At 67.6% G+C, this 25,899-nt stretch carries 24 protein-coding genes; 9 read left to right on the forward strand and 15 right to left on the reverse strand.

The features are described 5' to 3' along the window. Positions 1 to 3 precede the first annotated feature (3 nt). Both LTA6_RS09985 and LTA6_RS09990 read right to left on the reverse strand, forming a co-directional pair. Positions 4 to 1,521 carry a sugar ABC transporter ATP-binding protein gene (locus LTA6_RS09985; RefSeq protein WP_407357751.1) on the reverse strand — a complete coding sequence of 506 codons (1,518 nt, stop codon included), beginning with the start codon at positions 1,519 to 1,521 and terminating at the stop codon, positions 4 to 6. A 51-nt stretch (positions 1,522 to 1,572) separates the two neighbouring features. Next, on the reverse strand, positions 1,573 to 2,613 hold the full coding sequence (locus tag LTA6_RS09990) for a substrate-binding domain-containing protein (protein ID WP_341978026.1): 1,041 nt from the start codon (positions 2,611 to 2,613) through the stop codon (positions 1,573 to 1,575). A gap of 201 nt (positions 2,614 to 2,814) precedes the next feature. Between LTA6_RS09990 and LTA6_RS09995 the strand changes: the two genes are divergently transcribed. After that, positions 2,815 to 3,267 (forward strand): DUF6463 family protein, encoded by a 453-nt coding sequence (locus LTA6_RS09995; protein WP_341978028.1) that lies wholly within the window; start codon positions 2,815 to 2,817, stop codon positions 3,265 to 3,267. A 28-nt stretch (positions 3,268 to 3,295) separates the two neighbouring features. Here the strand turns inward: LTA6_RS09995 and LTA6_RS10000 are convergent, their stop codons facing one another. Continuing rightward, entirely contained in the window at positions 3,296 to 4,126 is an 831-nt protein-coding gene (locus LTA6_RS10000) for a helix-turn-helix domain-containing protein (RefSeq protein ID WP_407357752.1), read from the reverse strand. A 71-nt stretch (positions 4,127 to 4,197) separates the two neighbouring features. Between LTA6_RS10000 and LTA6_RS10005 the strand changes: the two genes are divergently transcribed. Both LTA6_RS10005 and LTA6_RS10010 read left to right on the forward strand, forming a co-directional pair. Further along, positions 4,198 to 5,010: a phytanoyl-CoA dioxygenase family protein gene (locus tag LTA6_RS10005; RefSeq protein WP_341978032.1), complete on the forward strand. Its 813-nt coding sequence runs from the start codon at positions 4,198 to 4,200 to the stop codon at positions 5,008 to 5,010. 38 nt (positions 5,011 to 5,048) lie between these two features. Further along, complete coding sequence (locus LTA6_RS10010; RefSeq protein WP_341978034.1) at positions 5,049 to 6,323, forward strand: hypothetical protein; 1,275 nt, start codon at positions 5,049 to 5,051, stop codon at positions 6,321 to 6,323. On the opposite strand, the gene LTA6_RS10015 is transcribed toward LTA6_RS10010, so the two are convergent. The 5 genes from LTA6_RS10015 to LTA6_RS10035 all read right to left on the reverse strand — a co-directional run bounded on the left by LTA6_RS10015 (position 6,207) and on the right by LTA6_RS10035 (position 9,757). Next, positions 6,207 to 6,707, reverse strand: coding sequence for a hypothetical protein (locus LTA6_RS10015; RefSeq protein ID WP_407357753.1), 501 nt, complete (start codon positions 6,705 to 6,707; stop codon positions 6,207 to 6,209). The genes LTA6_RS10010 and LTA6_RS10015 overlap by 117 nt on opposite strands. Then, positions 6,704 to 7,261, reverse strand: coding sequence for a hypothetical protein (locus LTA6_RS10020; RefSeq protein ID WP_341978038.1), 558 nt, complete (start codon positions 7,259 to 7,261; stop codon positions 6,704 to 6,706). Before LTA6_RS10020 ends, LTA6_RS10015 begins: the two co-directional genes overlap by 4 nt. Then, positions 7,258 to 7,920, reverse strand: a complete 663-nt coding sequence (locus LTA6_RS10025) for a hypothetical protein (protein WP_341978040.1) — start codon at positions 7,918 to 7,920, stop codon at positions 7,258 to 7,260. The genes LTA6_RS10020 and LTA6_RS10025 overlap by 4 nt, the downstream gene beginning before the upstream one ends. A 9-nt stretch (positions 7,921 to 7,929) precedes the next feature. Further along, positions 7,930 to 8,817 (reverse strand): CPBP family intramembrane glutamic endopeptidase, encoded by an 888-nt coding sequence (locus tag LTA6_RS10030; protein WP_341978042.1) that lies wholly within the window; start codon positions 8,815 to 8,817, stop codon positions 7,930 to 7,932. Positions 8,818 to 8,956: 139 nt separating this feature from the next. Next, positions 8,957 to 9,757 (reverse strand): endo alpha-1,4 polygalactosaminidase, encoded by an 801-nt coding sequence (locus LTA6_RS10035; RefSeq protein WP_341978044.1) that lies wholly within the window; start codon positions 9,755 to 9,757, stop codon positions 8,957 to 8,959. A 199-nt stretch (positions 9,758 to 9,956) separates the two neighbouring features. Here LTA6_RS10035 and LTA6_RS10040 point away from each other — a divergent pair, with 199 nt between their 5' ends. The 3 genes from LTA6_RS10040 (at position 9,957) to LTA6_RS10050 (ending at position 16,662) form a co-directional block, all read left to right on the forward strand. Further along, a complete protein-coding gene (locus LTA6_RS10040; protein ID WP_341978046.1) occupies positions 9,957 to 10,691 on the forward strand; it encodes a GntR family transcriptional regulator in 735 nt (244 codons plus the stop codon). Positions 10,692 to 10,853: 162 nt separating this feature from the next. After that, on the forward strand, positions 10,854 to 15,290 hold the full coding sequence (locus LTA6_RS10045; RefSeq protein WP_341978048.1) for a LamG-like jellyroll fold domain-containing protein: 4,437 nt from the start codon (positions 10,854 to 10,856) through the stop codon (positions 15,288 to 15,290). Next, positions 15,280 to 16,662, forward strand: coding sequence for a HupE/UreJ family protein (locus tag LTA6_RS10050; protein WP_341978050.1), 1,383 nt, complete (start codon positions 15,280 to 15,282; stop codon positions 16,660 to 16,662). Before LTA6_RS10045 ends, LTA6_RS10050 begins: the two co-directional genes overlap by 11 nt. Positions 16,663 to 16,684: 22 nt before the next feature. Here LTA6_RS10050 and LTA6_RS10055 read toward each other — a convergent pair whose 3' ends face one another. Beyond that, entirely contained in the window at positions 16,685 to 18,079 is a 1,395-nt protein-coding gene (locus LTA6_RS10055; RefSeq protein WP_341978052.1) for an MFS transporter, read from the reverse strand. 61 nt (positions 18,080 to 18,140) lie between these two features. After that, positions 18,141 to 19,220: a YbdK family carboxylate-amine ligase gene (locus LTA6_RS10060; RefSeq protein WP_341978054.1), complete on the reverse strand. Its 1,080-nt coding sequence runs from the start codon at positions 19,218 to 19,220 to the stop codon at positions 18,141 to 18,143. Between the two features lie 128 nt (positions 19,221 to 19,348). Here LTA6_RS10060 and LTA6_RS10065 point away from each other — a divergent pair, with 128 nt between their 5' ends. After that, positions 19,349 to 19,513 carry a hypothetical protein gene (locus LTA6_RS10065; protein ID WP_341978056.1) on the forward strand — a complete coding sequence of 55 codons (165 nt, stop codon included), beginning with the start codon at positions 19,349 to 19,351 and terminating at the stop codon, positions 19,511 to 19,513. 43 nt (positions 19,514 to 19,556) lie between these two features. On the opposite strand, the gene LTA6_RS10070 is transcribed toward LTA6_RS10065, so the two are convergent. Next, positions 19,557 to 19,763 carry a CsbD family protein gene (locus LTA6_RS10070; RefSeq protein ID WP_341978058.1) on the reverse strand — a complete coding sequence of 69 codons (207 nt, stop codon included), beginning with the start codon at positions 19,761 to 19,763 and terminating at the stop codon, positions 19,557 to 19,559. A 253-nt stretch (positions 19,764 to 20,016) separates the two neighbouring features. Between LTA6_RS10070 and LTA6_RS10075 the strand changes: the two genes are divergently transcribed. Further along, positions 20,017 to 20,391 (forward strand): hypothetical protein, encoded by a 375-nt coding sequence (locus LTA6_RS10075; protein WP_407357754.1) that lies wholly within the window; start codon positions 20,017 to 20,019, stop codon positions 20,389 to 20,391. A 34-nt stretch (positions 20,392 to 20,425) separates the two neighbouring features. Here LTA6_RS10075 and LTA6_RS10080 read toward each other — a convergent pair whose 3' ends face one another. Continuing rightward, a complete protein-coding gene (locus LTA6_RS10080; RefSeq protein ID WP_341978062.1) occupies positions 20,426 to 20,773 on the reverse strand; it encodes a hypothetical protein in 348 nt (115 codons plus the stop codon). A gap of 312 nt (positions 20,774 to 21,085) precedes the next feature. On the opposite strand from LTA6_RS10080, the gene LTA6_RS10085 reads away from it, so the two are divergent. Next, positions 21,086 to 21,571 (forward strand): FBP domain-containing protein, encoded by a 486-nt coding sequence (locus LTA6_RS10085; RefSeq protein ID WP_341978064.1) that lies wholly within the window; start codon positions 21,086 to 21,088, stop codon positions 21,569 to 21,571. On the opposite strand, the gene LTA6_RS10090 is transcribed toward LTA6_RS10085, so the two are convergent. From LTA6_RS10090 to LTA6_RS10100, 3 genes are all read right to left on the reverse strand, one after another. Continuing rightward, on the reverse strand, positions 21,549 to 23,897 hold the full coding sequence (locus LTA6_RS10090; RefSeq protein ID WP_341978066.1) for a glycoside hydrolase family 3 N-terminal domain-containing protein: 2,349 nt from the start codon (positions 23,895 to 23,897) through the stop codon (positions 21,549 to 21,551). The two genes, LTA6_RS10085 and LTA6_RS10090, sit on opposite strands and share 23 nt — an antisense overlap. Before the next feature lie 61 nt (positions 23,898 to 23,958). Then, complete coding sequence (locus LTA6_RS10095; RefSeq protein WP_341978068.1) at positions 23,959 to 24,834, reverse strand: carbohydrate ABC transporter permease; 876 nt, start codon at positions 24,832 to 24,834, stop codon at positions 23,959 to 23,961. Next, positions 24,831 to 25,895 (reverse strand): sugar ABC transporter permease, encoded by a 1,065-nt coding sequence (locus tag LTA6_RS10100; RefSeq protein WP_341978070.1) that lies wholly within the window; start codon positions 25,893 to 25,895, stop codon positions 24,831 to 24,833. The genes LTA6_RS10095 and LTA6_RS10100 overlap by 4 nt, the downstream gene beginning before the upstream one ends. Positions 25,896 to 25,899 lie beyond the last annotated feature (4 nt).

Here is a 25,899-nt window from a genome sequence, read left to right on the forward strand (position 1 = left end):
TCATCACACCAGCTCCTGCTTCCGCTCGACCATCGAGGCCAAGCTCAAGATGTTCTCTTCTGTCATGTCATCGCCGGTGACTTCGCCGCTGGTCTCGCCTTCCCGGATGACGATCACCCGGTCCGAGACGCCGATCAGTTCCGGCATCTCCGAGGAGATGACCACGATGCCGATCCCTTTTCGCGCGAGATCGCGCAGAAGGGCATGGATCTCCGCCTTGGCCCCGACATCCACCCCGCGGGTGGGTTCGTCGAGGAAGATCACCTGCGGGTTGACGGCCAGCAGTTTGGCCAGAGCGACCTTCTGCTGATTGCCTCCGGAGAGCGTCGAGACGGCATCGTCGAGTTCGCCGAACTTGAGGCGCAGCCCGCGGCCGACCTTTGCGGCGAGGCGATGCTCGCGACGTCTGCCGATCAGGCCGAAGCGCGAGATCTCGCGTAGCGACATCGCCGAAGTGTTCTCCGCGATCGACATGTCGAGGAAGACGCCCTCGCCTTTTCGATCCTCGGACAGGTAGACGATGCCGTGGGCGATGCAGTCCTGATAGTGCTTCAGGCGAAGAGGCGCTCCCTTGAGGATCACCTCACCCTTCGCATCCCCCTCCAGCCGGCAGATGCCCTTGGCGATCTCACTGCGGCCGGCGCCGATGAGACCGCCGAGGCCGAGGATCTCTCCCCGGCGCACGTCGAAGGAGATGTCCTGGTATCGGGGGGTGTCGGTCAGACCCCGCACCGACAGGATGACGTCATCTGAGCGCTCATCCTCCCGTTGCTTCTCGGGGTACTGATTGTCGAGTGCGCGTCCCACCATCGAGCGGACCAGCTCCGATGGGGTGGTCTCGGCGACGTTGCTGGTCATGATGTGCTGACCGTCGCGGAACACGGAGACCCGGTCGCAGTTCTCGAAGATCTCCACCATCCGATGGGAGATGTAGATGATCGAGATGCCGCGGGCGGAGAGCTCCCGCATGATGCGGAACAGCGTCTGCGCCTCGATCTCGGTGAGGGCGGCCGTCGGCTCGTCCAGGATGAGCACGCGGCAGTCGAGGGTGAGCGCCTTCGCGATCTCCACGAGCTGCTGGTTCGAGATCGACAGATCTCGAACCAGCGCCCGCGGATCGATGTTGCCGAGCTGCCGGAGGATCTCACCCGCTCTGCGTTCGAGCGAGTCCGGGTCCATCAGCCACGAGCGACTCGCGTTGGTGGCTGCCATGAACATGTTCTCGGCGACCGTCACATCGGGGCACAGCTCGATCTCCTGATGCACGAACCCGATGCCGAGCTTCTGGGCCACGGCCGGCGAAGAGATCTCGACCGGCTGGCCATCGAGCAGGATCGTGCCGCTGTCGGGCCGCACGATCCCGTCGATGACGTTCATCAGGGTGGACTTGCCCGCGCCGTTCTCGCCGGCGATGGCGTGGATCTCCCCCTTGCGGAGGCTGAAGTCGATGGACCTCAGTGCATGGATCGAACCGAACGACTTGCTGACGTTCTTGATATCGAGGATCGTCGTGGGTTCCATGGTTGTCTCCATCCATCGAGCTCGAGGGCAAGGGGCGGGGGCAGGGCAGAGTTACTCGGTCGTGCGCCCTTCCATGTACTTCTCGAGGTCGAACGACGCGGCGTTCTCCTTGGTGATGACGGAGAATCCGTTGTCGACGAACGGGACCTGGGCGGGGTTGTACGCGGACTCCTTGTAGTCGTTGAACGGATCGATCAGGTCGGGGTGCGCCGCCATGAAGAGCGTCATGAAGCCCATGAATCCCTGGATGCCCTGGTTCGGGTTCACCGACAGGTGGATCGTTCCGTCCTTGATGAGGTCGAGCGTCGTGGGAGTGATGTCGGCGTGGAGGATCAGCACGTCGGCGTTCGCTTCGGTGATGGCAGCGGCGGCGCCTTCGGCGGAGCCGGCTTCGGGGATCCACATCGCATCGAGGTCGGGGTTGGCCTGCAGGATCGAGCCGGTGGCCTGGTATGCCTTGGTGCTGTCTTGGTTGGTCGCCTGGCGGCCGACGAGCTTCATGTTCGGGTACTTGTTCTCCATGTACTCGATGAATGCGGTGACGCGCAGGTCGTGGTTGCTCTGACCGGGGTTCTCGAGAACCGCGTACTCGCCTTCCTCGCCGACGACCTTGACGATCTCTTCGGCCGCGAAGGCAGCCTCAGCACGGTTGTCGGAGGTGACGTAGGAGGTCCGGTTGGACTCGGGCGAGTCGGCGGCGAAGGTGACCACCTCGACCCCGTCTTCGATGGCGGAGTTGATCGGCTCGATGAACGGGTCCGCCTGCATCGGGTGCAGCAGCACGCCGGCGGGCTTCTCGACCAGATCCTGTTCGAACGAGGCGAGCTGCTTGCTGATGTCGTAGTCGGGAGTGCCGGAGAACACCGTCTCGCATCCCATCGCCTCAGCGGCCTGCTTGAACCCCTGGTAGACGGGAACCCAGTACTGGTGGGCGGAGACCATGACGTTCATCACGTAGGTCTCGCCTTCGGCGCACTGGAACCCTTCGGATTCCGAGGCGGTCGGCTTCTTGTCGGCTGGCGCCGTGCAACCGGTGATCGCGAGGACAGCGAATGCTGCGACGACGGCGGCGGTGGTGCGGGAGATCTTCATTGATTGCCCCTTACTTGGTGTGGATGATGCAGGACGACTGATTGATGGTGACAGAGTTCCTGCCTCGATGCAATAGATTTCGTTGGCTGAAATATCTTGCACCTGTGGCGTGTTGCGACGCGTGCGTTCTCACCCGCGAGAGCGAGGCGGTTCGCCCGGATGAGGGACGCTCGCGCGAACGCGGCGCTCCAGGCTGGATGCATGACGAATCAACGAGGCGCAGCATCCGTTTCCGCTCCAGAGAGCACCCTCGGTGCGCGCACCCCCGCAGACCGGTTGACCATCGCCGCAGGCGTGTCGCTGCTCGTGATCTGCGCTCTTCACACGGCCCTCTTCGCGGTGCATCCATGGTGGGGGGAGTGGCTGGCCGGTCCGTTCCGGACCACGCAGCCGCCGGTCGACGCGAGCGTGCAGTTCTGGGGACTGCCCGGTGGCTTCGTCGTTCCGGGAGTGCTTCTGGCGCTCCTGATTCTCGGAGCCGGCCGGCGTGGGAAGACGATGCCCGCATACGTCGGCACGGCTCTCGGGCTCTGGGCGCTCGCGTGCTTCTGGATGGTCGGTCCCAGCGGCTTCGTGATGGTCCTGGTGCCCGCTGTGCTGATGATCGTCGCACGAGCCCGATCGCGGCGTCGTGGCGCAGAGGCGGCCGGATGAGCGTGCGGGGCGGACGACTCGTGGTGCGTCAGTCGGCGGATGCGGACGGTCGGCGACGATAGCCGGTCGGACTGATTCCGTACAGCCGGGAAAATCGCCGGGAGAAGTACAGCGGGTCGGACAGGCCCACATCGCGCGCGATGTCGTTCACCGCGCGATCGGTCGTGGTGAGGAGCTGCGCCGCACGAGCGAGCCGCTCGCGTTCCACGTAGCGCTGGGGTGAGACTCCGAGGCTTTCGGTGAAGAGGTGGGAGAGGCGCGAGGGCGACAGCCTTGCCACACCGGTGAGTGCCGGCACGCTCAGGTCGGCGGCGAGGCTGCTGCCGATGTGCTCGATCACGCGGAGCAGGCGTTCGTCCATGCGACCGCGCAGAGGGTTCTGGGTATCGATCCACAGCAGCGCGGACTCGAGGCTGTTCATCGCGAAGAGCTCCGACTGCGGCATGGATCCTGCGGAGAACGCGGCAGACGTTCGCAGCCCGCCGAGGATGCGCAGCCGCACCTCGCCCGGTGCGTGCACGAACCCGACGCCTCCACCTCGGATCGGCCAGTCCAGAAGCGGCGCCCACTCCGCGCGTGCGTGGAAATGGGCGTAGGCCAGGGTCCACGCGCTCGCCGCCGTGCCGTAGTCGTGCCGCGCATGCGGGCGCAGGAGGATGCTGTCGCCGGCCGCGGTGATGACGTCACCTGCGGGTCCGGCCACCCGACCCGCGCCGGCGATGGTGTGGATGAGGAGCCAGTCCGCCGTGCCGTTCTCGCGCCAGGTCGAGTAATCGCTGCCTGCGGCGAACTCGCCGGCGATGACGCGGATGACATGAGGGTGCGGTGTCTCCGCCGGAGGAACCGCGCTGACAATCACAGCAGAATCTTCCATGTCATCGACAGAAAATGCAATGGCGCAGGCGGGATTCGCGGACCAGAGTTACTGTCATGTCCATCTCAAGCAGTGTCACCTCAACCCTCGCCGTCGACTATGAGAACCGCGGCGTCGTCCAGCTTCGCGGCCTCCTGAGCGCGGCCGAGACCGCCGAGATCCGCGACGTGTTCATGGATCAGGTGCAGACCGACAACGACTTCGGCCACGACGACCGCATCAGCGATGGTGATCCCCTTGCCCGGTATCCGCGCTTCATCCATCCGCATCGACGCACCGAGCTGGCTGTCGGTCGTCTGGCACGTCAGTGGATGCTGGACCCACGCATCGTCGATCGGGTGCAGGAGATGGTCGGGCCGGTGTACGCGGCCCAGTCGATGTTCTACTTCAAGCCGCCGGGAGCCCGCGGACAGGCGCTTCATCAGGACAACATCTTCCTGCAGGCGCACCCGGAGACCTGCATCGCAGCGTGGGTCGCGATCGACGACTGCGACGGTGTGAATGGCGGGCTGAAGGTGGTGCCCGGCTCGCATCGCTACGAGATCATCTGCCCGGGCGAAGCCGACCCGGAGGAATCCTTCACGAGCACCGAGATCACCCTGCCCGAAGGCTTCTCCGCCGAGCAGACCGAGCTCGCCTCGGGAGATGTGCTCTTCTTCCACGGGAGCATGGTCCACGGTTCGGGTCCGAACCGGTCGGACGATCGTTTCCGGCGATCGCTCATCTTTCACTACGTCCCGGTGGACAGCATCGAGATCTCGAAGTTCTACAACCCCCTGCTGCGTCTCGACGGCAGCGAGGTCACGATCGCCGAATCCGCTGATGGCGGAGCATGCGGTGACGGGTGGACGCCGACCGCTCCTCACTGAGTCCGCTGTGAGCTCATCGGTTCCGATACGGTAGCGGGATGCACCAGGCCCTCCGCACATTCGGGCGCATCCTCGCCCGGCACTGGCTAGCGCTCATGGCCTGGTACCTCGGTGGAGAGGCCCTGCACGAGGTGCTCGTGCAGGGCGCCGGGTTCGTCGGAGGTCACACCACGCTCGGCGGCCTGCTGCTGTTGCCGCTGGCCGTCGCCGCACGGCTCATCTCCTATGTCGCGATGTACCTGACGGTGCGCTCGTCTTTGCCGCACGTCGCGGCAGACGACGCGGAGAGTAAGTACCGCGGCTTCGCGCGGTCGACCCTCGTCGCGATCCTGCCGTTCTTCGCTTTCTACGCGGCCTGGGGAATGCTGGACGCCGACATGAAGGACTTCTTCGCGATCGCGATCAGTATCGCCTTCGAAGAGTCCGGTTACGGGATCGACGAGGCGATCGGCGATCGCGGCGGTCTGATCTCTGTCGGGCTGATTCCGGTGGTCGTTCTGGTGGTCGCGCTCGTCGCTCGTCTGTTCCTCGCGCGGTTCCGTGAGCGGCTGCCGTCGTGGACACTCGCGCTCGCCGCATACACGGAGGTGCTGTGGACCTTCATGCTCTTCACTCTCGTCGGCCAGTGGTGGGCGGGAGTGAAGGAGTGGTTCTCCGGACGTGCCGGGGCGGTATGGCTGGATGGAATCGGCGACTGGGTCGCGGCATCCCTCCCGCCGCTGGCATCGCTGTGGGAGGCTGCGCTGTGGCTCGTCGGCATCATCGCCGCTGCGGTGATCGTTCCGGCCGCCTGGCTCGCCGTCGCCGGCGTGATCTACGGCGCCGACTTCGACACCTTGCCGCCGCTGCTGCGGCGGGGGACCGAATCGCTGCGCGGCGCCGTCGGCAGTCTGTCCCGGACCCTGTTGCAGCGCCTCGAGGATCTGTGGGCCGCGATCGCCGCGATCTGGCGCGGTGGGCCCCTGCTGTTCGGCCTGTTCGCCTGCGTCTATGCCGTCTGGGCTCTCGCTGAGCGGGTCGGGGCGCGAGGAGTGCTGCAGCTGATCGGAGGCCACGAGAACAACTTCTGGAGTGCGTACTTCCCCTTGATCATGGTGGGAGTCGCCGTCATCGCCGAGCCGCTGCGGGTCGCCATCGTTGCGACGGCCTTCGACTCGATCGTCGCCAGGCCCGGCGCCGGAATCGGGGTGCGATCGTCAGAGTTCGATACGGAATCGCGCGGTCTCGTCGATCCCGACGGGAACGTCGAGCCAGAAGGGGCCGGTCGCGTCCTCCGGCAGCAGGAAGACCGAGAGGATGCGATAGAAGGGTGATTCTTCCCTGCACGTCGCCTCAGCGTCACGCGCGTCCGCATCGGAAGAGGTGTCCAGGTCGGACTGCGCATCGAGCCACGTGCGACTCCCGCTCATCTCCGTGAGCGTGATGCTTCTGCACGGGGCAGCGTCATCGTCGCTGCGAGGGTCGAGCCATACGCTCAGCGTCTTCGAGCCCGCAGGCGCTTCGAACTCGCCCGGCCTCGTGGAGATGAGCGTCAGCTCGTGTCCGCCGATCTCCGTCGTTCCCTCGGCGAGGACGTACGCCGGCTGCTCCGGTCCTCCCGCCTGCAGCACATCGAACCAGATGTGCACTCCCACCGTGGCCGTGGCCGCCACCAGCAGGGCCGCCAGCGCGCGGCCATGCGTCCGCCGCCAGGTCATGGTGCCCCGATTCGCGGCGCGTCGAGTTCGATGCTCGATGCGGTCGGCGCTCCGTCGAGCGGAACAGTGATCGTGATGACGTCGTCGAGTTCGGGTGTCAGATATTCATGCGTCAGCCGCAGTTCGCCGACGCCTCCGCGCAGACCCTCCGGAAGCTCGAACGCCAGGGTGCCCACCGTGTCGGTACCGACATGCAAGCGGGTATTCAGCAGCGACTTCGGCGCCCGCTCGCTCGCATGGAACACGAGGCCGTCGATGTGCAGGGTCGCCAGCGGGATCTCTGCATCCACCTCTGTGCGAGCAGCCGACACCGCGAGTTCCACCACCAGCCAGTTGCCCTCGGCCTCCCATTCCCCATCTGCCGACACGACGCGGTCCGCGAATGAGGCGCCGGAGACGGTCGCGATCAGCATGCGCGAGGTCACTGTGTCCGCGGAGTCCCCCCTGATGAGGAACGGGTCGACGAGGGAATCCTGAGAGGGGGTGACGCCGCTCACGAGACCTGCGGCGACGACGAGCGCAGCGCCGATCAGCCAGGGGCGTGCTCGCCTCACGACCGCACCTCTACGGCGATGCGGGTCGCCAGCTCGGTGCGACGCCAGGTCACTGCGGACGCCGACAGGATGGCCTGCCCTGTCCGCTCTCTGGCATCGAAGACGTCGAGGTGCGCGATGCCGTCGGGGAAGGAGCCTTCGGGGACCGGCCAGACGAGCCGGACTTCGGCGGGGACCCCGGGCTGCAGGATGACCCCGCGGAGCGTGCCGTCGGTGCGCCAGGCGCGGGGGTCTTCTGTTGCCGTGACGCCGGAAAGGGCCAGCAGCGGCTCTTGGGCGCGGATCAGCTGTGATTTGACGCGATCGGCCCCCTGGTCGACGCCGACCGCCTGTGAGCTCAGGTTCTCGAGCCGAACCGTGACGATGAGCAGGTCGTCGTCTGGTTCTGCCTCGAAGAGCTGCTCGTCGACGGAGTCGGCGAGCTCGGCGCTCAGCACGGTCACGGCGTACAGCGATGTGCGCGCTTCTTCGCCCGCAGGCGTGAGGGTCGGGGAGCTCTCGGCCTGCCGCAGGCCACCGAACGCGATGAATCCGAGGATGACTGCGAGCGCGACGATCGCGGCGATCCATATCGGCGCGGAAGAAGAGGCGAACAGCGAGCGCCTGGTCCGACCCCAGAAGGTGCCGACCTTCGCGGCGACACCCCCCGAGTTCGTCATGGGGTCAGCCTACCCACCGTCCCGAGCGAGGTAGGCGTCGTAGCCCAGGCGGCCGCGAGTGACGATGATCAGCACGAGGGCGGTGGCGGTGAACCCGATCAGCACGGGCAGAAGCCCGTAGTCGTCGAAGATCGGTGCGGGAAAGAGCGGGTATCCGACCTTGTTCGCGAACGTGTTGAACGATGCGTGCATCAGCATCATGAGAAGCACGCTGCCCCTCGCATGGTTGAAGACCCAGGTCATCATGATCGTCAGCGCCGTGATCATGACGACGAACATGACCATGTTCGGGATCGTCGGAGGGGTCCACACGCCGCTCCAGAAGAGCGGGAAGTGCCACAGCGCCCACAGCACTCCGAGGATCAGGCTGCCCCACAGCGGGCCGTTGCGCTCCTGCAATCTCGGCAAGGCGAAGCCTCGCCAACCCGGCTCCTCTCCCAGCGGACCGCCGAAGAGGAATGTCATCAGGAAAGCCAGCGGATAGGCGGCGAGCAGAGTGCCGAGGATGGGCTGAAACGACTCCAGGGCGCCCGGCACCACGATCGTGCCCAGGATGATGATGATCGGCACACCGACCAGCAGGAACAGATACCACAGGAGCCCCACACGCCACCGGACGCATCGGCGCAGCAGGTGGACGACGCCGCTCCTGCCCTCCGTCACGCCGGTCATGACGAACGCCGCGACCATGGGCCCGAAGGTCGCGGCGATGATGGCGATCGCCACTGCCGGTTTCGGAATCACCGGGATGATTCCGTGCGTCGAGAGGGCGACGGGTATCTCGATGAGCCATGAGAAGAGGTACGCGATCGTGAAGAACGAGATGAGCGGGTATCGGGCGAGGATGCCGCCTCGAGCGATACCGGACGATGAAACGGGGTTGTCGACGACGCTCATGCTGCGGTCCTCCCAGTCCGGGATAGGCCCGTGGTGACGCGGGCCCGGTGTGTCATGCCTCAGTGTTCCACTCGGGGGCCCGTGCCGCCAGAGGCATATATCGCGCTGCCGCTGACCGCTCGTTCAACTGCACGACCGTTCAACGAGGACAGAGCTCGAACACGTAGCCCTCGTCGCCCGGAGTGACGAGGTTGCGATCACGCAGCACCATCGAGGCCGGCGACCGGTCATCGGCGCACATCTCCGCGAACGATCGGGGCAGGTCGTCGGCGTACTCGATGTCGATGACGTGCTCGCCGTAGACGGCTTCGTAGCCGCCGCACTCCTCATAGACCGCGCACTCCTCGGTCACCGCGAAGTCGAATCCGGCGTGCTCGTGGAGTGCCGGGGCATCTTCGGCCGCGTTCTTCTGCCCGGCGGCCAGGCCGGCGGCATGGGCGGCATCGACGAGCATCGTGGCGAGAGCCAGATTGTTCTCCAGCGTCAGTGCGCCGTGAGAACGCGTGTACGAGTCGAGGTTGTCGAACTCCACGGCATCGAAACCGGAATCGGCGCAGCCCTCGACCCAGTCGACCACCACGTCACTGATCCGTTGCCGACGCTCTGCGGTCGACGTGTCGAGCAGGGCCTCGTCCGGCCAGTCCGGATCGAACACCGTCTCGCCGTCGCGCTGGAGCAGCAGGTCGGACGGCCACGACTCGATCTCGCCCGGCTGCGTCTGGAACCCGTTGACGTAACAGATCGAGTAGGTGCCGGATGCCGGCGAGGCGCTGCGATCCCGACCCACAACGCCGACCCCGGCCTCGGGTTCGTAGGCGCCGCCGAGCTGGTAGTCGGGGAGGGCGCCGGGCGGCGGCAGCGTCACCGTGGCCGGCGGTGTCGAGCACCCGGTGAGGGCCCATGCGAGCGCGAGCGCCCCCGTCGCAGCGACCGCAGCCACCGCGCGCAGGGGTCGACCGACGCGAATCAGCTTCCTGCTCCGTACAATTCCGCGATCTCCTTCGAGCCCATGCCGCGCGAGTGGGGCGGATGCCGCGGCCACCCGTCCGGCTTATCCTGCCACTCCTCCCGGCGTCCGCACGGGAGTTCGCCGGAAGTCGTCAACGGGGACGCGGAACGCCGCCCGTAGACTGGCCGGCGTGGTGCGCGCGGATGCCGGTGAGATCGATGCGGTCGGCGAGCTGCGAGCGATGGTCCTCTCCGGCGAGTTCTCGGCGGGAGCGCGCCTGCCCACCGAAGTCGAGCTCGCCACGCGGCAGGGGGCATCGCGCGGCGCCGTTCGCGGTGCGCTCGCCGCGCTCGCTCGACAGGGCTTGATCGAATCGCGCCGCGGCTCGGGCTGGTTCGTGACCTCAGCGCAGCCGCACGGCTTCGACCGCATGATCTCGTTCGCGCAGTGGGCGCGGGGGTGGGGCAGGACACCCGGCGGCCGCGTCTTTTCGCGAGAGCTGCGGCGGGCCACGCCACGCGAGGCTCGATTGCTGGGGATCGGCACGGCCGCACAGGTGCTGTATGTCGTCAGGGTGCGCACTCTGGAGGGGCGCGAGGTCATGATCGAACGTTCGACCTGGGCTCCCTGGGTGATCGGACACATCGAGCGCATGCCCGACGACGCCGTCTCCACCACGCGGCTGCTCGCCGATGCCGGCATCGTCATCACCCACGGCGATCACCGCATCGAAGCCGTCGCCGCCTCGAGTGAAGACGCGCGGCTGCTCCATGTGCGTCGCTCGAGCCCGATGCTGCAGGTGCGCCGCGAGACCTACGCCGCAGACGGACGACCGGTTGAATGCGGTGAAGACCGATATCTGCCGCACACGATCTCGTTCAAGGGACAGGCTGCGGGCGCGGCGGAGCGGCCGGACACGCGCTGATCGCGCCCCGAGCATCCGGAAAAGCCCACTGTGCGCAGTGGGCTGTCGGATTCGCTCGATCCCTCAGCTCTGTCGCCCAGACGTCTCGTCGCGTTCACCCGATGGACACGTTCGGCCGGTGTTCTGGCAGGGTTCCGACCCAGGTCACCCGAAGGACGTATCGTGTCGCAGCCCTCTGCCCCCACCTCTCCCGCCGCCGCCCGCCGTTCCTGGCGTCGCGCGGCACTGATCGTCGCCACGACGACGGCGCTCGCCGTCAGTGTCGTCACTCCCGCCTACGCCTCGTCGATGCCGCTCGCTCCGGCTGCCGCGTCGCCCTCCACGGTGCCGACGAGCACGCCGGCACCGACACCGAACGCCGAAGCGCCACTCAGCGCCCGGACCGGAGACGCGACGCCAGTGCCGGCGAGCGCCTCGCTCGGCGACGTGATCGCGTTCTCCGCGCCCACCGGACTCGGGGGTGAACTCGTCGTCACGGTGACCAGCCCCGACGGCGTGGTCGCCGCGGTGAGCCCGGGCGACGACGGCCTCTACCGGTTCACGCCGGCTCTCGCGGGCGACTACGAGGTCGCCTTCTCGGCGACGGATGCCGCCGGCGAGATCACTCAGGAGACGCAGGTCGTCGCGGTCACCGGGAGAGCAGTCGAACAGCCGGCGCCCGAGGCATCCGCACCGGCATCCGCAGCGATTGAGGAGGCTCCCGCTACGGGCGAACCCGACATCCGCTTCGCAGCGATCGGCGACATCCACAACAACTGGAGCGAGCTCGCCGAGGCGTACGACTTCTGGAAGGCCGAGAACGTCGACACCGCGCTGTTCGTGGGTGACCTGACGAACAACGCCACCGCGAGCGAGTACGCCGGATTGAAGTCCACCCTCGATTCCAAGGCCGGCCTCGGCATCAAGCTCGTCGCCTCGCTGGGAAACCACGATGTCGCCGCCATCTCCTCGTACGACCTGTTCACGCAGGCCACCGGAGGGCAGAAGCCGAACGCGGACTACACGATCAACGGCTACCACTTCATCACCGTGTCGCCGGGCGCCGGGACCCTCGACCCGACGACGGGCAAGCCCTCGTCGGCGAGCTCCGGAAACTACGCCTACGCCGCGTCCTGGCTGCAGCAGCGACTCGCGGCCGCCACGGCCGAAGATCCCACGAAGCCCGTCATCGTGCTGGTGCACCACCCGCTGCAGTGCACGCACTACGTCTCGAACGAGTGGTACGGCACGGGGCTGTCGAGCGGATGCGGCGACACGCTGCAGTCGGTGTTCGACGACTTCCCCCAGGCAGTCGTCTGGGGCGGCCACATCCACACGCCGCAGAACATCCCGACCTCGGTCTGGCAGGGGCAGGAGGATCGCAGCGGCGACAAGGCGGGCAAGGGCTTCACGACGGTGAATGCCCCGCCGCTGGCCTACTACGAGTTCGAGTCCGGTGTCGTGAACACCAGCCCGACCAGCCGCTCCAATGACACGACGCCGGATGACGCCGGCAACAACCGTCAGACGGCCATCGTCGAGATCACCGGTTCGAAGGTCACGATCAAGAACTACGATCTGCTCGCCGACGAGTGGATCGATCAGACCTGGTCGTGGGATGTCGCTGCGTCCGCCGACACCAGCAAGAGCTACGACGAGCGCTTCCCGCTCAATAACACCCACCGTGCGAGCCTGAGCCAGGCGCCCGTGTGGCCAGCAGGCTCCGCGGTGGCCGTCGACGGGATCGCGGAGGACAAGGCCATGGTCGCCTTCCCGCAGGCGGTACCGGCACCCAACACCGTGCAGGACATCGTGCACAAGTACCGCTACACCACCGTCGACGTGGCCTCGGGTCAGACCGTCAACACCTTCCTGCAGTGGTCGGGCTTCTACAACCTGCCGATGCCCGCGAACCGCAATCACGAGGTGTGGAACCTGCGCCCGTCGCGCGACTACGAGGTCAGAGTCACCCCGATCAACGCCTGGGGCAAGGAGGGCGCGCCCCTCACAGCGCGGTTCACGACCAGCGGTTCGACAGGACCGATGGACCCGCCCTTCGACCCGGCATCCCTCACTTTCGACGATCTGCGCGAGCAGATGCCGAAGGCCGACCTGCTCGACGTCTCCTTCGCCGACGGCAAGGCAGCGGATGCCTCGCCCAAGGCGTGGACGTTGACGGCAGGCAGCGCGGCGAAGGTCGCCGACGATGCCGACCTGGGAGCTCAGGTCGCCGTCGGCGCGCAGGGCACGGCATCCGCCATCCGTACAGCGGCGTGGAGCGATGCGGACTATGCGCGACTCCAGGACGGTTTCACACTCGACGTCACCTTCAAGGTCGACTCGATCGACAAGCCCGTCGGCGGCTATGTCGACATCTTCGGCGGCATGCAGGGCGGCGGTATCGGTCTTGAAGCGGTGCGCACATCTTCGGCGGAGAACTTCGACCTGGAGTTCTGGTACTCGAACCCCCGCCCGACCGTGCAACTGGAGTACGGCACCTGGTACCACGTCACCGGATGGTACGACGGCACGGACGCGCGTCTGTACGTCGACGGTCTGGAGGTGGCTTCGGCGGACAGCGTCACGTTCCCGGTCAAGCCGACCAGCGCCGAAGCCCGCTACATGACGATCGGCGGAGACGCGAACACGAGCGGTTCGCTCGATGACGCCACCTTCAACGGCCGCATCGCGAGTGCGGAGATCTACAGCACCGCGCTCTCGGACAAGAACGTGTACCGGGTGGCCAACCGCGAGCTGAAGCTGCTCGACGAGACCCCGCCCCAGGTGCAGGTCGTCCCCGCACCCGGTGCGAATGCGGTGGTGGGCCACGCCTACATCGCCCCGGCTCCGCAGGCGGTGGACAACTCGGGCGTCGTCAAGGTCGCCGTCGAGGTGACCGATCCGTCGGGCGGCGTCATCGACGTCACCCGCACGAGCGGCGGCCGTTTCACCTTCACCCCGACCGCGCCGGGCGCGCACACGGTCACCTATGTGATCACCGACGCGGCCGCGCGCCAGACGCAGAAGACGTTCACGGTGACCGCCGTGAACGGGTCGGCGGAATTGGCCGAGCTGCTCGAGCCGCTTCCGGTCGCGGACCTGCTCGATCTCGACTACGTCGGCGGCAAGCCCGTCGATCGGTCGCCTGGTGCGCATGCCGTCACCGCGGGCACAGCGGCGGTGGCGGTGGATGCCGCACTCGGCAGCGAGGCGGCGACGTTCACGGCCAGCTCCGCCGAGGGCGCGCGCATCCCCTGGTCCGACTCCGACTATGCGAAGACGGAGGACGGCTTCGCCATCGAGTCGGTCTTCCAAGTGCCGGCGATCACCGCCGAGCGCGACATGATCTCGAACACCCAGAGCTCGGGGCAGGGGCTGGAGATGCTGCCAGGCACCCAGCCCGGCAAGGTGACGCCCGAACTGTGGGTACGCGTCGGCGGCAAGTACGTCGTCGCACGGGCCGAGAACGCGGTCACGGCGGGGAAGTGGACGCACATCGTGGCGACGTACGACGCCCAGAGCGGCGATCTGCGCGTCTACGTCGACGGGCGCGAGGCCGGTTCGGCCGTCGCAGCCGGAGGCGGCAAGGTGCAGAACCCGTCGGGAGCCGCACGCTCCTTCGTGATCGGCGGCGACATCTCCTCGTCTGGTGCCGTCGAGTACCCGTTCGAGGGTGTCATCGCGACGGCGAACATCTACGGCGATGTGCCATCGGTGAGCGACATCACGCGGCTCGCTGCGGCCGCATTGAAGAGCAACGACGTGACGGCGCCGCTGCTGGAGGTCGTCCCCGAACCCGCTTCGACCGCGACCCCTGGCGCCGAGTACACCGTGCCGGCCGGCGTCGCCGGAGACGACTCGGGTTCGGCGACCGTCGCGATCACGGTGTCCGGACCGATCGGAACGGACGTGCCGCTCGAACCGGGCGTCATCGTGCCGCCGACTGCGGGCGAGTACACGCTGACGTACACGGCTGCCGATGCCGCCGGCAACACCACCACCGCCGACTACGTCGTCACCGTGGAGCTGCCGGCGCCGGTCGCCACCGTGGCGCCGAGCATCACCGGAACAGCCGAGGTCGGCGGCATCCTCTTCGTGAACCCTGGCGAGTGGGATGCGGACGGGCTGACCTTCACGTACCAGTGGAGTGCGGACGGCGAGGAGCTCTCCGGGGAGACCGGTTCCCAGCTGAAGGTCGGGCCGGCGCTCAACGGCGCCGAGGTCGCGGTGACCGTCACAGCGAGCGGTGCGGATCTCGCTCCCGGCGTGGCCGAATCGGCGCCCGTGCAGGTCAGGGCGCTCCCGGTCTGGAAGTCAGGGCAGGTCTACGGGGCCGGCGACACGGTGCTGCACTCGGGTCGCGTGTTCGTGGCGCAGTGGTGGACGAAGGGCAACGTGCCGGGTGCCGCTGACCGCAACGGTGCCTGGGCCGAACGCGGCGTCGAGGTGAGTACGTCGCGCGGCGTCGTGCGCGCCTGGACCGCGTCCTGGATCTACACGGGCGGAGAGACCGTGGCGCACAAGGGGCACCTCTATCGCGCATCGTGGTGGACCCGCGGCCAGGAGCCCGGTGCCGCGAAGCCCAAGCACTCGGCATGGGTGGACCTCGGTGCGTACTGAATCACGACGCGTCAGGAGCACGCGCACCCTGCGCGTGCTCCTGTGCGCCCTCGCCGCCGCCTGCTTCCTCCTCCCTGCCGCACCCGCTGCCGCGCACAGCTATGCCGCGACGGTGTTCGCCGAGGTGACCGAACCCGAGCCGGGCCTCGTGCGCACGGTTCTCGAGGTCGAGTACGTGCTGCTTGCGACCGACGGTGCCAGAGAGATGGGCGACAGTGCGTTCGAGGCGGAGGCCTACGCCGACGTGCAGGCATCAGGGCGTGACGCGTCGAAGCTCACGACCGCGGTGCTGGAAGAGCACTCCGACACGGTGCTCGGCTACATCCTGCCGCGCTACTCCGTCACGGTGGAGGCAGCGGCGGCGGATGCCGGAACCGCGGCGGAGCCTTGCCAGAATGCGCTCGCCGAGCCGTACGCGATCACACTGCGTGACGGTGTTCCGTACGCGCGGATCGTCGTGGATTCCGACTGCCGCTCGGAGGTCGGCGCGGCCCCGGCGGTGTATCGGATCGGCACGGAGCTGTTCCCGGGGACCGCACCAGGGGGCAAGACGACGACGATCGTCAGCTACGACCTGCGCTCAGGCTCCGGCGTCACGAACCTCGACACCGACACGGACCCGACGATGACCACGACGCAGGACTGGGGATCCCAGATGGGGGATTTCCTGATCCTGGGTGCCGAGCATCTGCTGCTCGGCCCGGATCACCTCCTGTTCCTGCTCGCGCTCATCGCCGGATCGCGTCGCCTGCGCGACATCGTCGTGGTCGCAACGGCGTTCACGGTCGCCCACTCGCTGACGTTCGTGCTGGCCGCGCTCGGCGTCGTGAGCATCCCGGCGGCCATCGTGGAGCCGATCATCGCGCTCTCGATCGCCGTCGTGGCGCTCTGGAGCGTCTGGGTGCACCGGCGCGGTCGGATCGACGCAGGAGTGCCGGTCGACTCCTCGCGCGCGGATTCCGACGGGCGGCAGACCGCCGCATCCGTTGCCGGCGCGCCCAGGACCGCGGGTGGTCTGGCTGTGCGCGAACGCGTCGCCACTGCAGCACCGCACGGTCGGCAGGATGCTCGCCGCGGATTCAGCCGGTCGGACCTCGTGCGGGTCGCGGTCGTCTTCGCGTTCGGACTGATCCACGGGGTCGGCTTCGCGGGCGCGCTCGGCATCGACGAACCGTTCTCGTGGGGCCTGCTCGGCGCGCTCCTCGTGTTCAACGTGGGCATCGAGCTGGCGCAGCTGCTCATCATTGCGGTCGCCTTCCCGCTCCTGCTCTGGGTCCGGCGTAGGCTCCCGCGGGTGCCGCTGTGGATCGAGATCGCCGTGGCCGCCGTCGGACTCTTCTGGTTCGTCGAACGGCTCCTCAGCCTGGGATGACTGGCGGCTGAGTGAGGGGCGCTCACCCCTCCTGTGCTGCGGGGGCGGCGCCGTCAGGCTCAGCCTCCACCGGGTTCCGCCGGATGCCGATCCAGGACACGACGCCGCCGAGCGCCATCAGTGCCGCCGTCACCCACGCTGCGCTGTGGAAGCCATCGAGGTCGAGCGTGCCGCCCACGATGGTCGACAGCACGGCGACGACGAGGAGGCCGGCCACCCTGGCCACGGCGTTGTTCACCGCCGACGCGATGCCGGAGCGCCCCTCGTCGATGGCGCCGAGGATCGCCGACGTGAGGGGAGCGACGGTGAGGGAAAGACCGAGACCCATCACGATCATCGCCGGGAGCACCTGCCACCAGTAGTCGAAATCCGAACCGACGGCGAGCAGCAGCAGAGCGCCGACCGCCATCAGCAGGGGGCCGACGGTCATGAAGATCCGTGGACCGAAGCGGCCGGCCCATGCGCCGGCTCGTGAACTGAGCAGGATCATCAGGATCGTCAATGGCAGGCTGGCGAGACCCGCCGCTGTTGCGCTGAGTCCTGCGCCCTGCTGCAGATACACCCCGACGACGAAGCCGTTGAGCGCGAGCGCCGCGTAGACGAAAAGTGTCGCGAGGTTTCCCCATCCGAAGTTGCGCACCCGGAACAGCGACAGGGGCATGAGCGGGGCCGGCGAACGCTGCTGCCGCACCAGGAACAGCGCGAACAGAGCCGCACCGATGATGCCGGGGATCCAGATCGCCGGCGACTGCCAGCCGAGGTTCGGCTGTTCGATGAGCGCGAAGACGACGGCGCCGAGTCCGATGGCGCACAGGGCGCCACTCCACCAGTCGACGCGGGCGCCGCGTGGTTGGTGCGGCAGATGCAGTCGCGCCAGGAGCAGCAGCGTGATGCCGATCGGGATGACATTGATCAGGAAGACGAGCCGCCAGGAGAGGTAATCGACGAACAGGCCGCCGAGGAGCGGACCGACGAGCATCGCAGCGGTTGTGAACGCGGTCCACACCCCGATGGCACGCGCCTGCACGTCGGCGCGCATCGTCGCCGTGATCAGCGCCAGCGAACTCGGCACCAGCAGGGCTCCGGCTGCACCCTGCAGAGCGCGGGCGATGATGAGGATGAGCGGGTCGGGTGCGGCAGCGACGGCGACGGACGCCACGCCGAAGGCGATGAGCCCCACGCGCATCACCATGACGCGGCCATAGGCGTCGGATACGGAGCCGGCGAGCAGGATCAGAGCGCTGAGGGTGATCAGGTACGCGTCGACGACCCACTGCTGGGTGGTGATGCCGCCGCCGAGTTCGCGGCTGATCGCCGGGAGCGCGACCGTGACGACGGTGCTGTCGAGGAACGTCACGAAAGAGGCGAGAACGGCGATCGTGATCACGAGCCGCTGGAGCGGGGCGAAGGATGTCACGGCCCGACCCTACTCCCGGCCGAGGACGCCGGGGGCCGTGAGCGCGGAACCGGCTCGACGGTCACGGGGAGAGTGCGGGGGTGCCCTCCCGGTACAGGTCGCGCAGACCGTCGATGCCGGCACGCGCGAACGCCTGCAACTGCCGCTGCGCGCCGGTCCCGTGGCGGCGGATCCGTTCGAGGTGCTCCGCCACGAACTCCTCGTCGCCGAGCTCCGCGAGCACGGGGCGGGTCGCGTCCAGCATCCGTCCCGCCACCTGCCAGGCGTCGGCGACCGCTCCCGTTGTGGGATCGACGACGCGCGCGTCCATCCCGCTGCGCGCGGCCATCCAGAGCGAGGCGTCGATGCCGTCGATCTCACCGATCGACACCCGGTCGTCGGTCAGGACGATCGCACGGCTGAGCGCCGCCGCGAAAACGGTGTCCTCGGGCAGGAGCTGGGCGTCGAACACGCGTACCTCGACCGTCGGAAAACGGTCGGACAGGCGCACGGCCCAGGCGAGGGATGCCGGATCCGGCACCGCCTGCAGATCGACCAGTTGCGCGATGTGCGCTCGGTAGTCGGCGAGGTCCCGGAATCGCGGAGGACACCACGAGGAGGGCAGACGCCGGATCAGGATGCTGCGCCAGCTGGCGAAGCCGGAATGCACGCCGTCCACGAACGGGCTGTTCCCGGTGAGGGCGAGGAGCACGGGCAACCAACCGCGCACCCGATTGAGTGCGCGGATCCGCTCTTCGTCGTCGGTGACCTCGACGTGCACGTGGAGGCCGTTCACCGCGTGCTCGCGGGTGATGTGCGCGAGGTGCGCGGACACATCGTCGTAGTGCGGGGAGGGGGAGACAGCAAGCGTGTGGGTCGAAGCGAACGGAGTTCCGGATGCCGCTGCGATCACCGACTGCCCCGCTGCATGCGCACCGAGCAGGCCGCGGAGATGACGCAGCTGGGCTTCGGCATCCGCCCTCGTCGAGACCGGATCTGTGGCGCACTCCAGCTGGCAGGTCAGATACTCCGGCGTCACGGAACCGAGCGTGCTGCTTCCGGTGATGCGCTCCCTGGATCCGTCGCCGAGCGCGAGCGGTACGAGCGATTCCTCGTCGAGGAGGAGGAATTCCTCCTCTACCCCGAAGCGGGCTGTCGGCATGGTCCCCAACTCCTTTCACAGGCACTTGTGGGGCCCTGAGTCAACCCCCTGAGTCGTAGCGGGCGTTCGTCGCTACGGTGAGTCACCGAACACGGGCGCTCGTCGCCCCTGGCAGAAAGGGAAATCTGATGAACATCCTGTTGATCATCGTCGTCGTCGTCGCCGTGATCCTTGCGATCACCGGTGGGCTCGTCCAGTCGCTCCAGTTTCTGCTGTGGGTCGGCCTGGTCCTGCTGGCGATCGCCGTCATCGCTTGGCTGATCCGCGCGGTCAGCGGAAAGCGCAGCGTCTGACGGCCGGAGAAGAAAGGGCCCGCCGGAAGGCGGGCCCTTTTTCTCAGTCCTTGAGGCCGTCGCGGACGCTGTTTCCCGCGTGTCGGGCGGCATCCTTGACGTGTTCGCCGGCCTGCTTCGCGTCTGCCTTGGCCTGATCGAGCTTTCCTTCGGCTTCCAGCTTCTCGTTGTCGGTGACCTTCCCGACACCCTCCTTGATCTTTCCGCTCAGCTCTTCGGCCGCGTTCTTGATCTTGTCGTCGAGTCCCATGTCCTCGTCCTCTCATTCGTAGATTCGGTGGAGGTGCCACCCTCGCACCACCTCTCGAACTTCACCAAGGCATTGACATCCGCGCGCGAGCATGGCAACCGAATCACGCCGCGAGCATGGCAACGGAATTGAGCATCGACGCCGGGCATCGCGAGGACTAGCCTGGCGTCAGGCGGGTGCACCTGCCCGCACGGGACTCGGCGGAAGCCGACGACGGAAGCGGTGTGCGATGGACTCGATGATGATGAACGCCATGTCGAAGGACATGATGGCGATGCCGGGCATGGACATGATGGACATGTCGGTGATGCAGGCGTGCATGGACGCCTGTTCAGCGTGCGAGCAGGCGTGTACCGTCTGCGCGACGCAGATGATGGACTGCTCGCCCGCGTGCATGAACTGCGCGGACATGTGCAACACGATGATGCGATCGATGATGCGAATGCAGGGCATGACCCCCGCCTCGATGATGGCGATGCTCAACGCCTGCATCGCGATGTGCCAGATGTGCATGGACGAGTGCATGAGGCACGCCGACCACAGCGAAGTCTGCAAGATGTGCGCTCAGGCCTGCCAGGCCTGCATGGATGCATGCATGGCGATGAAGGACATGATGATCGCTGCCTGACCGCATCCTCGACGGGCTCAGGAGCCCGACGTCGTCACGCTGCGGCGACGTTGAACTGCACGCGTCCGACCGCCAGCACGCCGTAGCGAGCATGGAGCGCGACCGGGGTGCCCGGGGACGCTTCGAGTGCCGCGCCGGAGGCGTTCCAGAGCGCGCGGGCCTGACCGTCGAGCGTGCGCACCACGAGGTCACCGCTCACGGGATCCGCCGACTCGACGATCCCGTCGATCCAATCGGCGGGAGTCGCCGACGCCAGCCGCGCCTGGATCAGATGGAGGGCGTGTCCCGGAGCGAGCGAGGAGCAGACGTCTCCGTGCTCGCACATGCACGCTGCACGCTCACGCACCTGGAGGGGCGAAAGGCGGTTGAGCGGCGTGGACACGATGGGTCTCCTTCTGGATGGTGTGTGGGCAACGTTAGATCGCCGTCGGCGGATGCGGAACCCGAGGCGACACGGAACGACACACAGCGGTCACATGATCGGCGGGTAGAATCTCGGGCGTGTCCATCATGAGCAGAGTGCCCTCCGGCAGATCGGAGGTCGTCGGCGTCCACTGCGCCGGCGGCAGAGGCTGACCTTCGTCGCCTCCGATTTCGGCGCCACGGCGCCGCCCGATCGCACGTCTCCGGCGTGCGCCTCTGATGACACCCGCGTACGCGCCCTGCGTGCTGCGCACCTCTTGAATGGATTCCCATGTCTCCCGTGACCGAGCGCGACATCCGCGCCAGCTTCCGCAACGCCTCCCGCAAGGAGGTCTCCGATCTGACCCTGCCTCCCGGCTTCGCCGACGTCGACTTCGAGCGTCTGGATTACCTCGGGTGGTCCGATCCGAAGTTCCCTCGGCGCGCGTACGTGGTCGCCGAGACATCCGACGGGGTCGTCGGGATCGTCCTGCAGCGCGCGGAGCAGCGCGTCGTGGCGCGTGCCCAGTGCTCGTGGTGCGACGACGTCACGCTCCGCAACGAGGTGCAGCTCTTCACCGCGCGGAAGGCGGGTGCCGCTGGGCGCAAGGGCGACAGCACCGGCACGCTCGTCTGCGCGAACTTCGAGTGCTCAGCGAACGTGCGTCGGCTGCCGCCGCTCGCCTACGAGGGCTTCGACCGCGAGACCGCCCGTGATCTGCGGATGCTCCGACTGCAGGAGCACGTCGCCGGCTTCATCCAGGCTGTGACGGGCTGAGCGGCGCGGCGGGGGACACGACCTCGAGCGTCGTGGTCGTCTCCTCGTCATCGCATGATCGGCCGACCCACAGCTGAATCCGTCCGGGCTCGACCCGCCGGTTCCCGTCGACGCCGGTGAAGGAGAGGCGATCGCTCGGCACCTCGAAGCGCACCACCTCTTCGGCACCGGCGTCGAGCGTGATCCGCTGGAAGCCGATCAGCTGCGCCAGCGGTCTGGTCACGCTCGCGACTTCGTCGTGCGCGTAGAGCTGCACGACGTCGGTGCCCGTTGTCGTGCCGGTATTGCGCACCACCACAGACGCGCGGAAGCTCCCGCCGGGCGCGACGGATGCGTCGACCGTGAGGTGCTCGTGCGAGAACGTGGTGTAACCCAGGCCGAATCCGAAAGGGCGCACCGGAGTCGAGTCCGCGCTGGTCACGTCGGTCCGTCCGCCGAGCACCGGGCGCAGATACGAATACGGCTGGGCGCCGGCGGATCGAGGAAGCGAGACCGGCAGCCGACCGGAGGGCGAGACCCTGCCGCTCAGCAGCGCGGCGATCGCCGGTCCGCCCTCCTCGCCGGGGAAGAACGCCTGCAGGACGGCGGCCGGCCGCGCTCCGCCGGCAGTCGTGGCCGCGGCCGTCGGCGCCGCGGAGTTCACCGCACCGAGGCCGGTGATCACCCCTCCGCCGGCGTCGAGGGAAGGCAGTGCCCAGTCCCACACGTACGGGCGCCCCGTGAGCGCCACGAGGATCACGGGCGTGCCTGTTGCGACGACGGCCTCGACGAGTACCCGTTGGATTCCGGGAAGCTCGAGCGTCTCGACGTCGTTACCCTCACCGACCGTGCCGCGCCCGAACAAGCCGGCACGGTCGCCGACGACCACGATGGCGATGTCCGCCGTGTCTGCCTGCGCGACGGCTGCCGCGAGCAGGCCACGATCAGGCGATTCGACCTCGCAGCCGGGCGCGTGGCTGATCTCGGCATCCGAGAACTCCGCACGCAACGACTCCAGCACCGTCGGCAGGGCGATTCCCGGCGGGGTGCCCTGGTGGTGCACGAGCACGTGATTGACGAACGAATAGCACCCCATCAATGCCTCCGCGCTGTCAGCGTTGGGGCCGATCACCGCGATGCGACGCGGCGAGGTCGGGTCGAGCGGGAGGATGCCGTCGTTGCTCAGGAGCACGACCGATTCCTCGGCGAGCCGACGTGCGATCGCGCGGTGCCCCGGTGGGTCGAGGTCGACGACGGCGGGTTCGGCGGTGAAGTCGGCGTCGAGCAGGCCGAGCTCCTCCTTCTGCGCGAGCACTCGACCGACTGCCCGGTCCAGGATGTGCTGCGGGAGCGCGCCGTCGCGCACCTGCTGGGCGAGCGTCGTGTACGCGTCGGGTGAGGGGAGCTCGACGTCGATTCCCGCGGTGATCGCGAGCCGAGCAGCCTCTGACGCGTCGGCCGCCACGCGGTGCATGCTGCGCAGGAAGTCGACGGCGAAGTAGTCCGACACGACCACCCCGTCGAAGCCCCAGCGCTCCCGGAGGATCTCGTCGAGATAGCGGGGGTCGGCGGCGACCGGTACGCCGTCGATGTCCGTGTAGGAATTCATCACGCTGCGTGCTCCGCCTTCGCGCAGCACCATCTCGAAGGGGGGCAGCAGCACGTCCTCGATCTCCCTGAGGCCGATGTGCACCGGGGCGTGATTGCGCCCGGCCTGCGAGGCGGAGTATCCGACGAAGTGCTTGAGGGTCGCGTGCACGCCTTCGGACTGCAGGCCGCGGACGTAGGCGGTGCCGAGCACTCCGACGACCAGCGGATCCTCCGCGATGCACTCGTCGACCCGACCCCACCGCGGATCGCGGATCACGTCGAGCACAGGCGCCAGGCCCTGATGGATGCCGAGGGCGCGCATCGTGCCGCCGATCGCGCGGCCCATCTCCTCGACGAGCTCGGGGTCGAAGGAGGCGCCCCACGCCAGCGGGGTCGGGAAGGTGGCCGCCTGCCACGCGGCAAGGCCGGTCAGGCACTCCTCGTGAACCAGCGCCGGTATGCCGAGACGGGTCTCCTGCTGCAGCCGCCGCTGCTCGGCCCAGAGCCACTTCGCCCGCTCCAGGGGCGCCACAGGGCGGGTGCCGTACACCCGTGTCAGGTGACCGATCCCGTCGGATGTGGCTTCCTCGTAGCGGGTCGATGTCTTCTTCTCGCCCGACATCGGCGCCACGACCTCATCGCCCTGGTCGACCCAGAAGCCCACGAGTTGCGCCTGCTTCTCTTCGAGGGTCATCCGGGCGAGGAGCGCCTCGACGCGCGCGGAGAAGGGGCGCGGGGTCTGCTGCAGCACGTTCATCTCTTTCTTCGTTCTGATGGGGTTGCTCTGGTGGGGGCTTTTCCTGTGGTGCCGGTCGGCTTCAGCCCTTGACCGCGCCGGTCAGCCCGCCGACGATGCGTCGCTCGAACAGGCTGAAGAACACCAGCGCCGGAATCATCGACAGCGACGTGAACGCGAGCACCTTGGCGGTGTCCACCGAGTACTGGGATGCGAAAGCCTGCGTCCCCAGCGGCAACGTGTACAGCTGCTCATCGCTGAGCAGGAACAGTGGCAGCATGTAGCTGTTCCAGCTCCCGATGAAGGCCAGGATGCCGACGGTGATCACTCCGGGCACGGCAAGCGGGATGACCATCCGCCAGAAGAACCCGAGGCGGCTGCATCCGTCGATCGATGCGGCCTCCTGAAGTTCGTTCGGAATCGCCGCCAGGAACGGCACCAGGATGATGATCGTCACGGGGAGCGCGAACGCGATCTGCGGGACGATGACGCCGGCGAGCGAGTTCGACAGGCCGAGGTCGCGCACCAGGATGTACAGCGGCGTGATCGCCACCGTCATCGGGAACATCAACCCGGCGGTGAAGAGGGCGAACAGGGCCCCTCGTCCGCGGAACGTGTACCGCGAAAGCGCGAAGGCCGCCATGAGGCCGAGGACGACCACGACCGCGGTGGTGGTCCCCGCGGCGATCGTGGAGTTGAGCACCTGCCTCCAGAACGCCCCGCTGGCGAGAACGTCGACGAAGTTCTCCCAGCGCCATACCGACGGCAGACCCGACGGATCGACAGTGATGTCGGAGTTCGTGCGGAATCCGCCGATCACGGTATAGACGACCGGAGCCAGCATCAGTCCGATCAGGAGCAGCGCGGCGAAGTAGATGAGGAACGTGCTGCCGCGGCGCCGGCCGGGGACATACCGTGCTCGGGGCTCGGACGTGAGGATGAGTGCGGTGGCCATCATGGTGTCGCTTCCGCTGTCGTGTCGGGTTTCTCGGTCAGTGCTCCCGCGGTGTCTCGGCGCAGCACGAAGCGCTGGTAGATCAGCGCGATGGTGAGCGAGATGAGGAAGAGGACGACGGCGACGGCGCTGCCGTATCCGAAGCTCCCCGCGCCGCGGCCATTGGCCACCATGTAGGTCGCCATCGTCGAGGTCCCAGCCGTCGACGAGACGTACTGCCCCCAGATGATCCAGACGAGGTCGAACAGCTGCAGTGAGCCGATGACCGACAGGAACGCCCAGATCCGGATCGTCGGTCCCAGCAGCGGCAGCACGATGAGGCGCTGCACCTGCCAGTACGACGCACCGTCGATGGCGGCGGCCTCGGAGAGCTCATCGGGGATGCCCTGCAGACCGGCGAGGAACAGGATCACCGCGAAGCCGATGTACTTCCAGGTGATGATCAGCATCAGGGTCCAGATCGCGAGCGCCGGGTCCGAGAGCCAGTCCGCCTGCAGACCGGTCAGTCCGATCTTCTCGAGCAGGCCGTTGAAGGCTCCTTCGGTCTGCAGCATGAGGCTCCAGCCGATGCCGACCACGACCTCGGAGATCACGTACGGCACGAAGATCAGCACCCGGATGACCGATTGGAATCGCAGTTTGCGGTTGAGCAAAAGGGCGAAGACGAGAGCGATCGGCCCTTGCAGGACCAGAGACATCACCAGGATGAACAGGTTGTGGCCGAGCGCCTCGTGGAAGGCCGGGTCGCTGAGGATCGTGACGTAGTTGCGGAAACCGACGAAGTCGGTCGGCGTCCCGAAGCCGGACCAGCTGAAGAATCCGTAGTACGCGGCCAGGCCGACGGGAAGGATGACGAAGGCGAGGAAGACGATCAGGGCGGGCCCGATCAGGATCATCAGTTCGGCACGGGCTCCCCAACCGATGCCCCGACGTCGGGGTGGCTGCGATGCCGGCCGGGAGATCGGCGGTCGCCCGACCGGGGGCTGCGCCTGCACGCCCCCGGCCGAGTCCGGTGTCCCTGGCGCGATCGCAGCGCCCTGCGGTGACACGCGAGTGGTAGTCATGCGA

Source organism: Microbacterium sp. LTA6 (genome assembly GCF_045690355.1).
Lineage (GTDB): Bacteria > Actinomycetota > Actinomycetes > Actinomycetales > Microbacteriaceae > Microbacterium.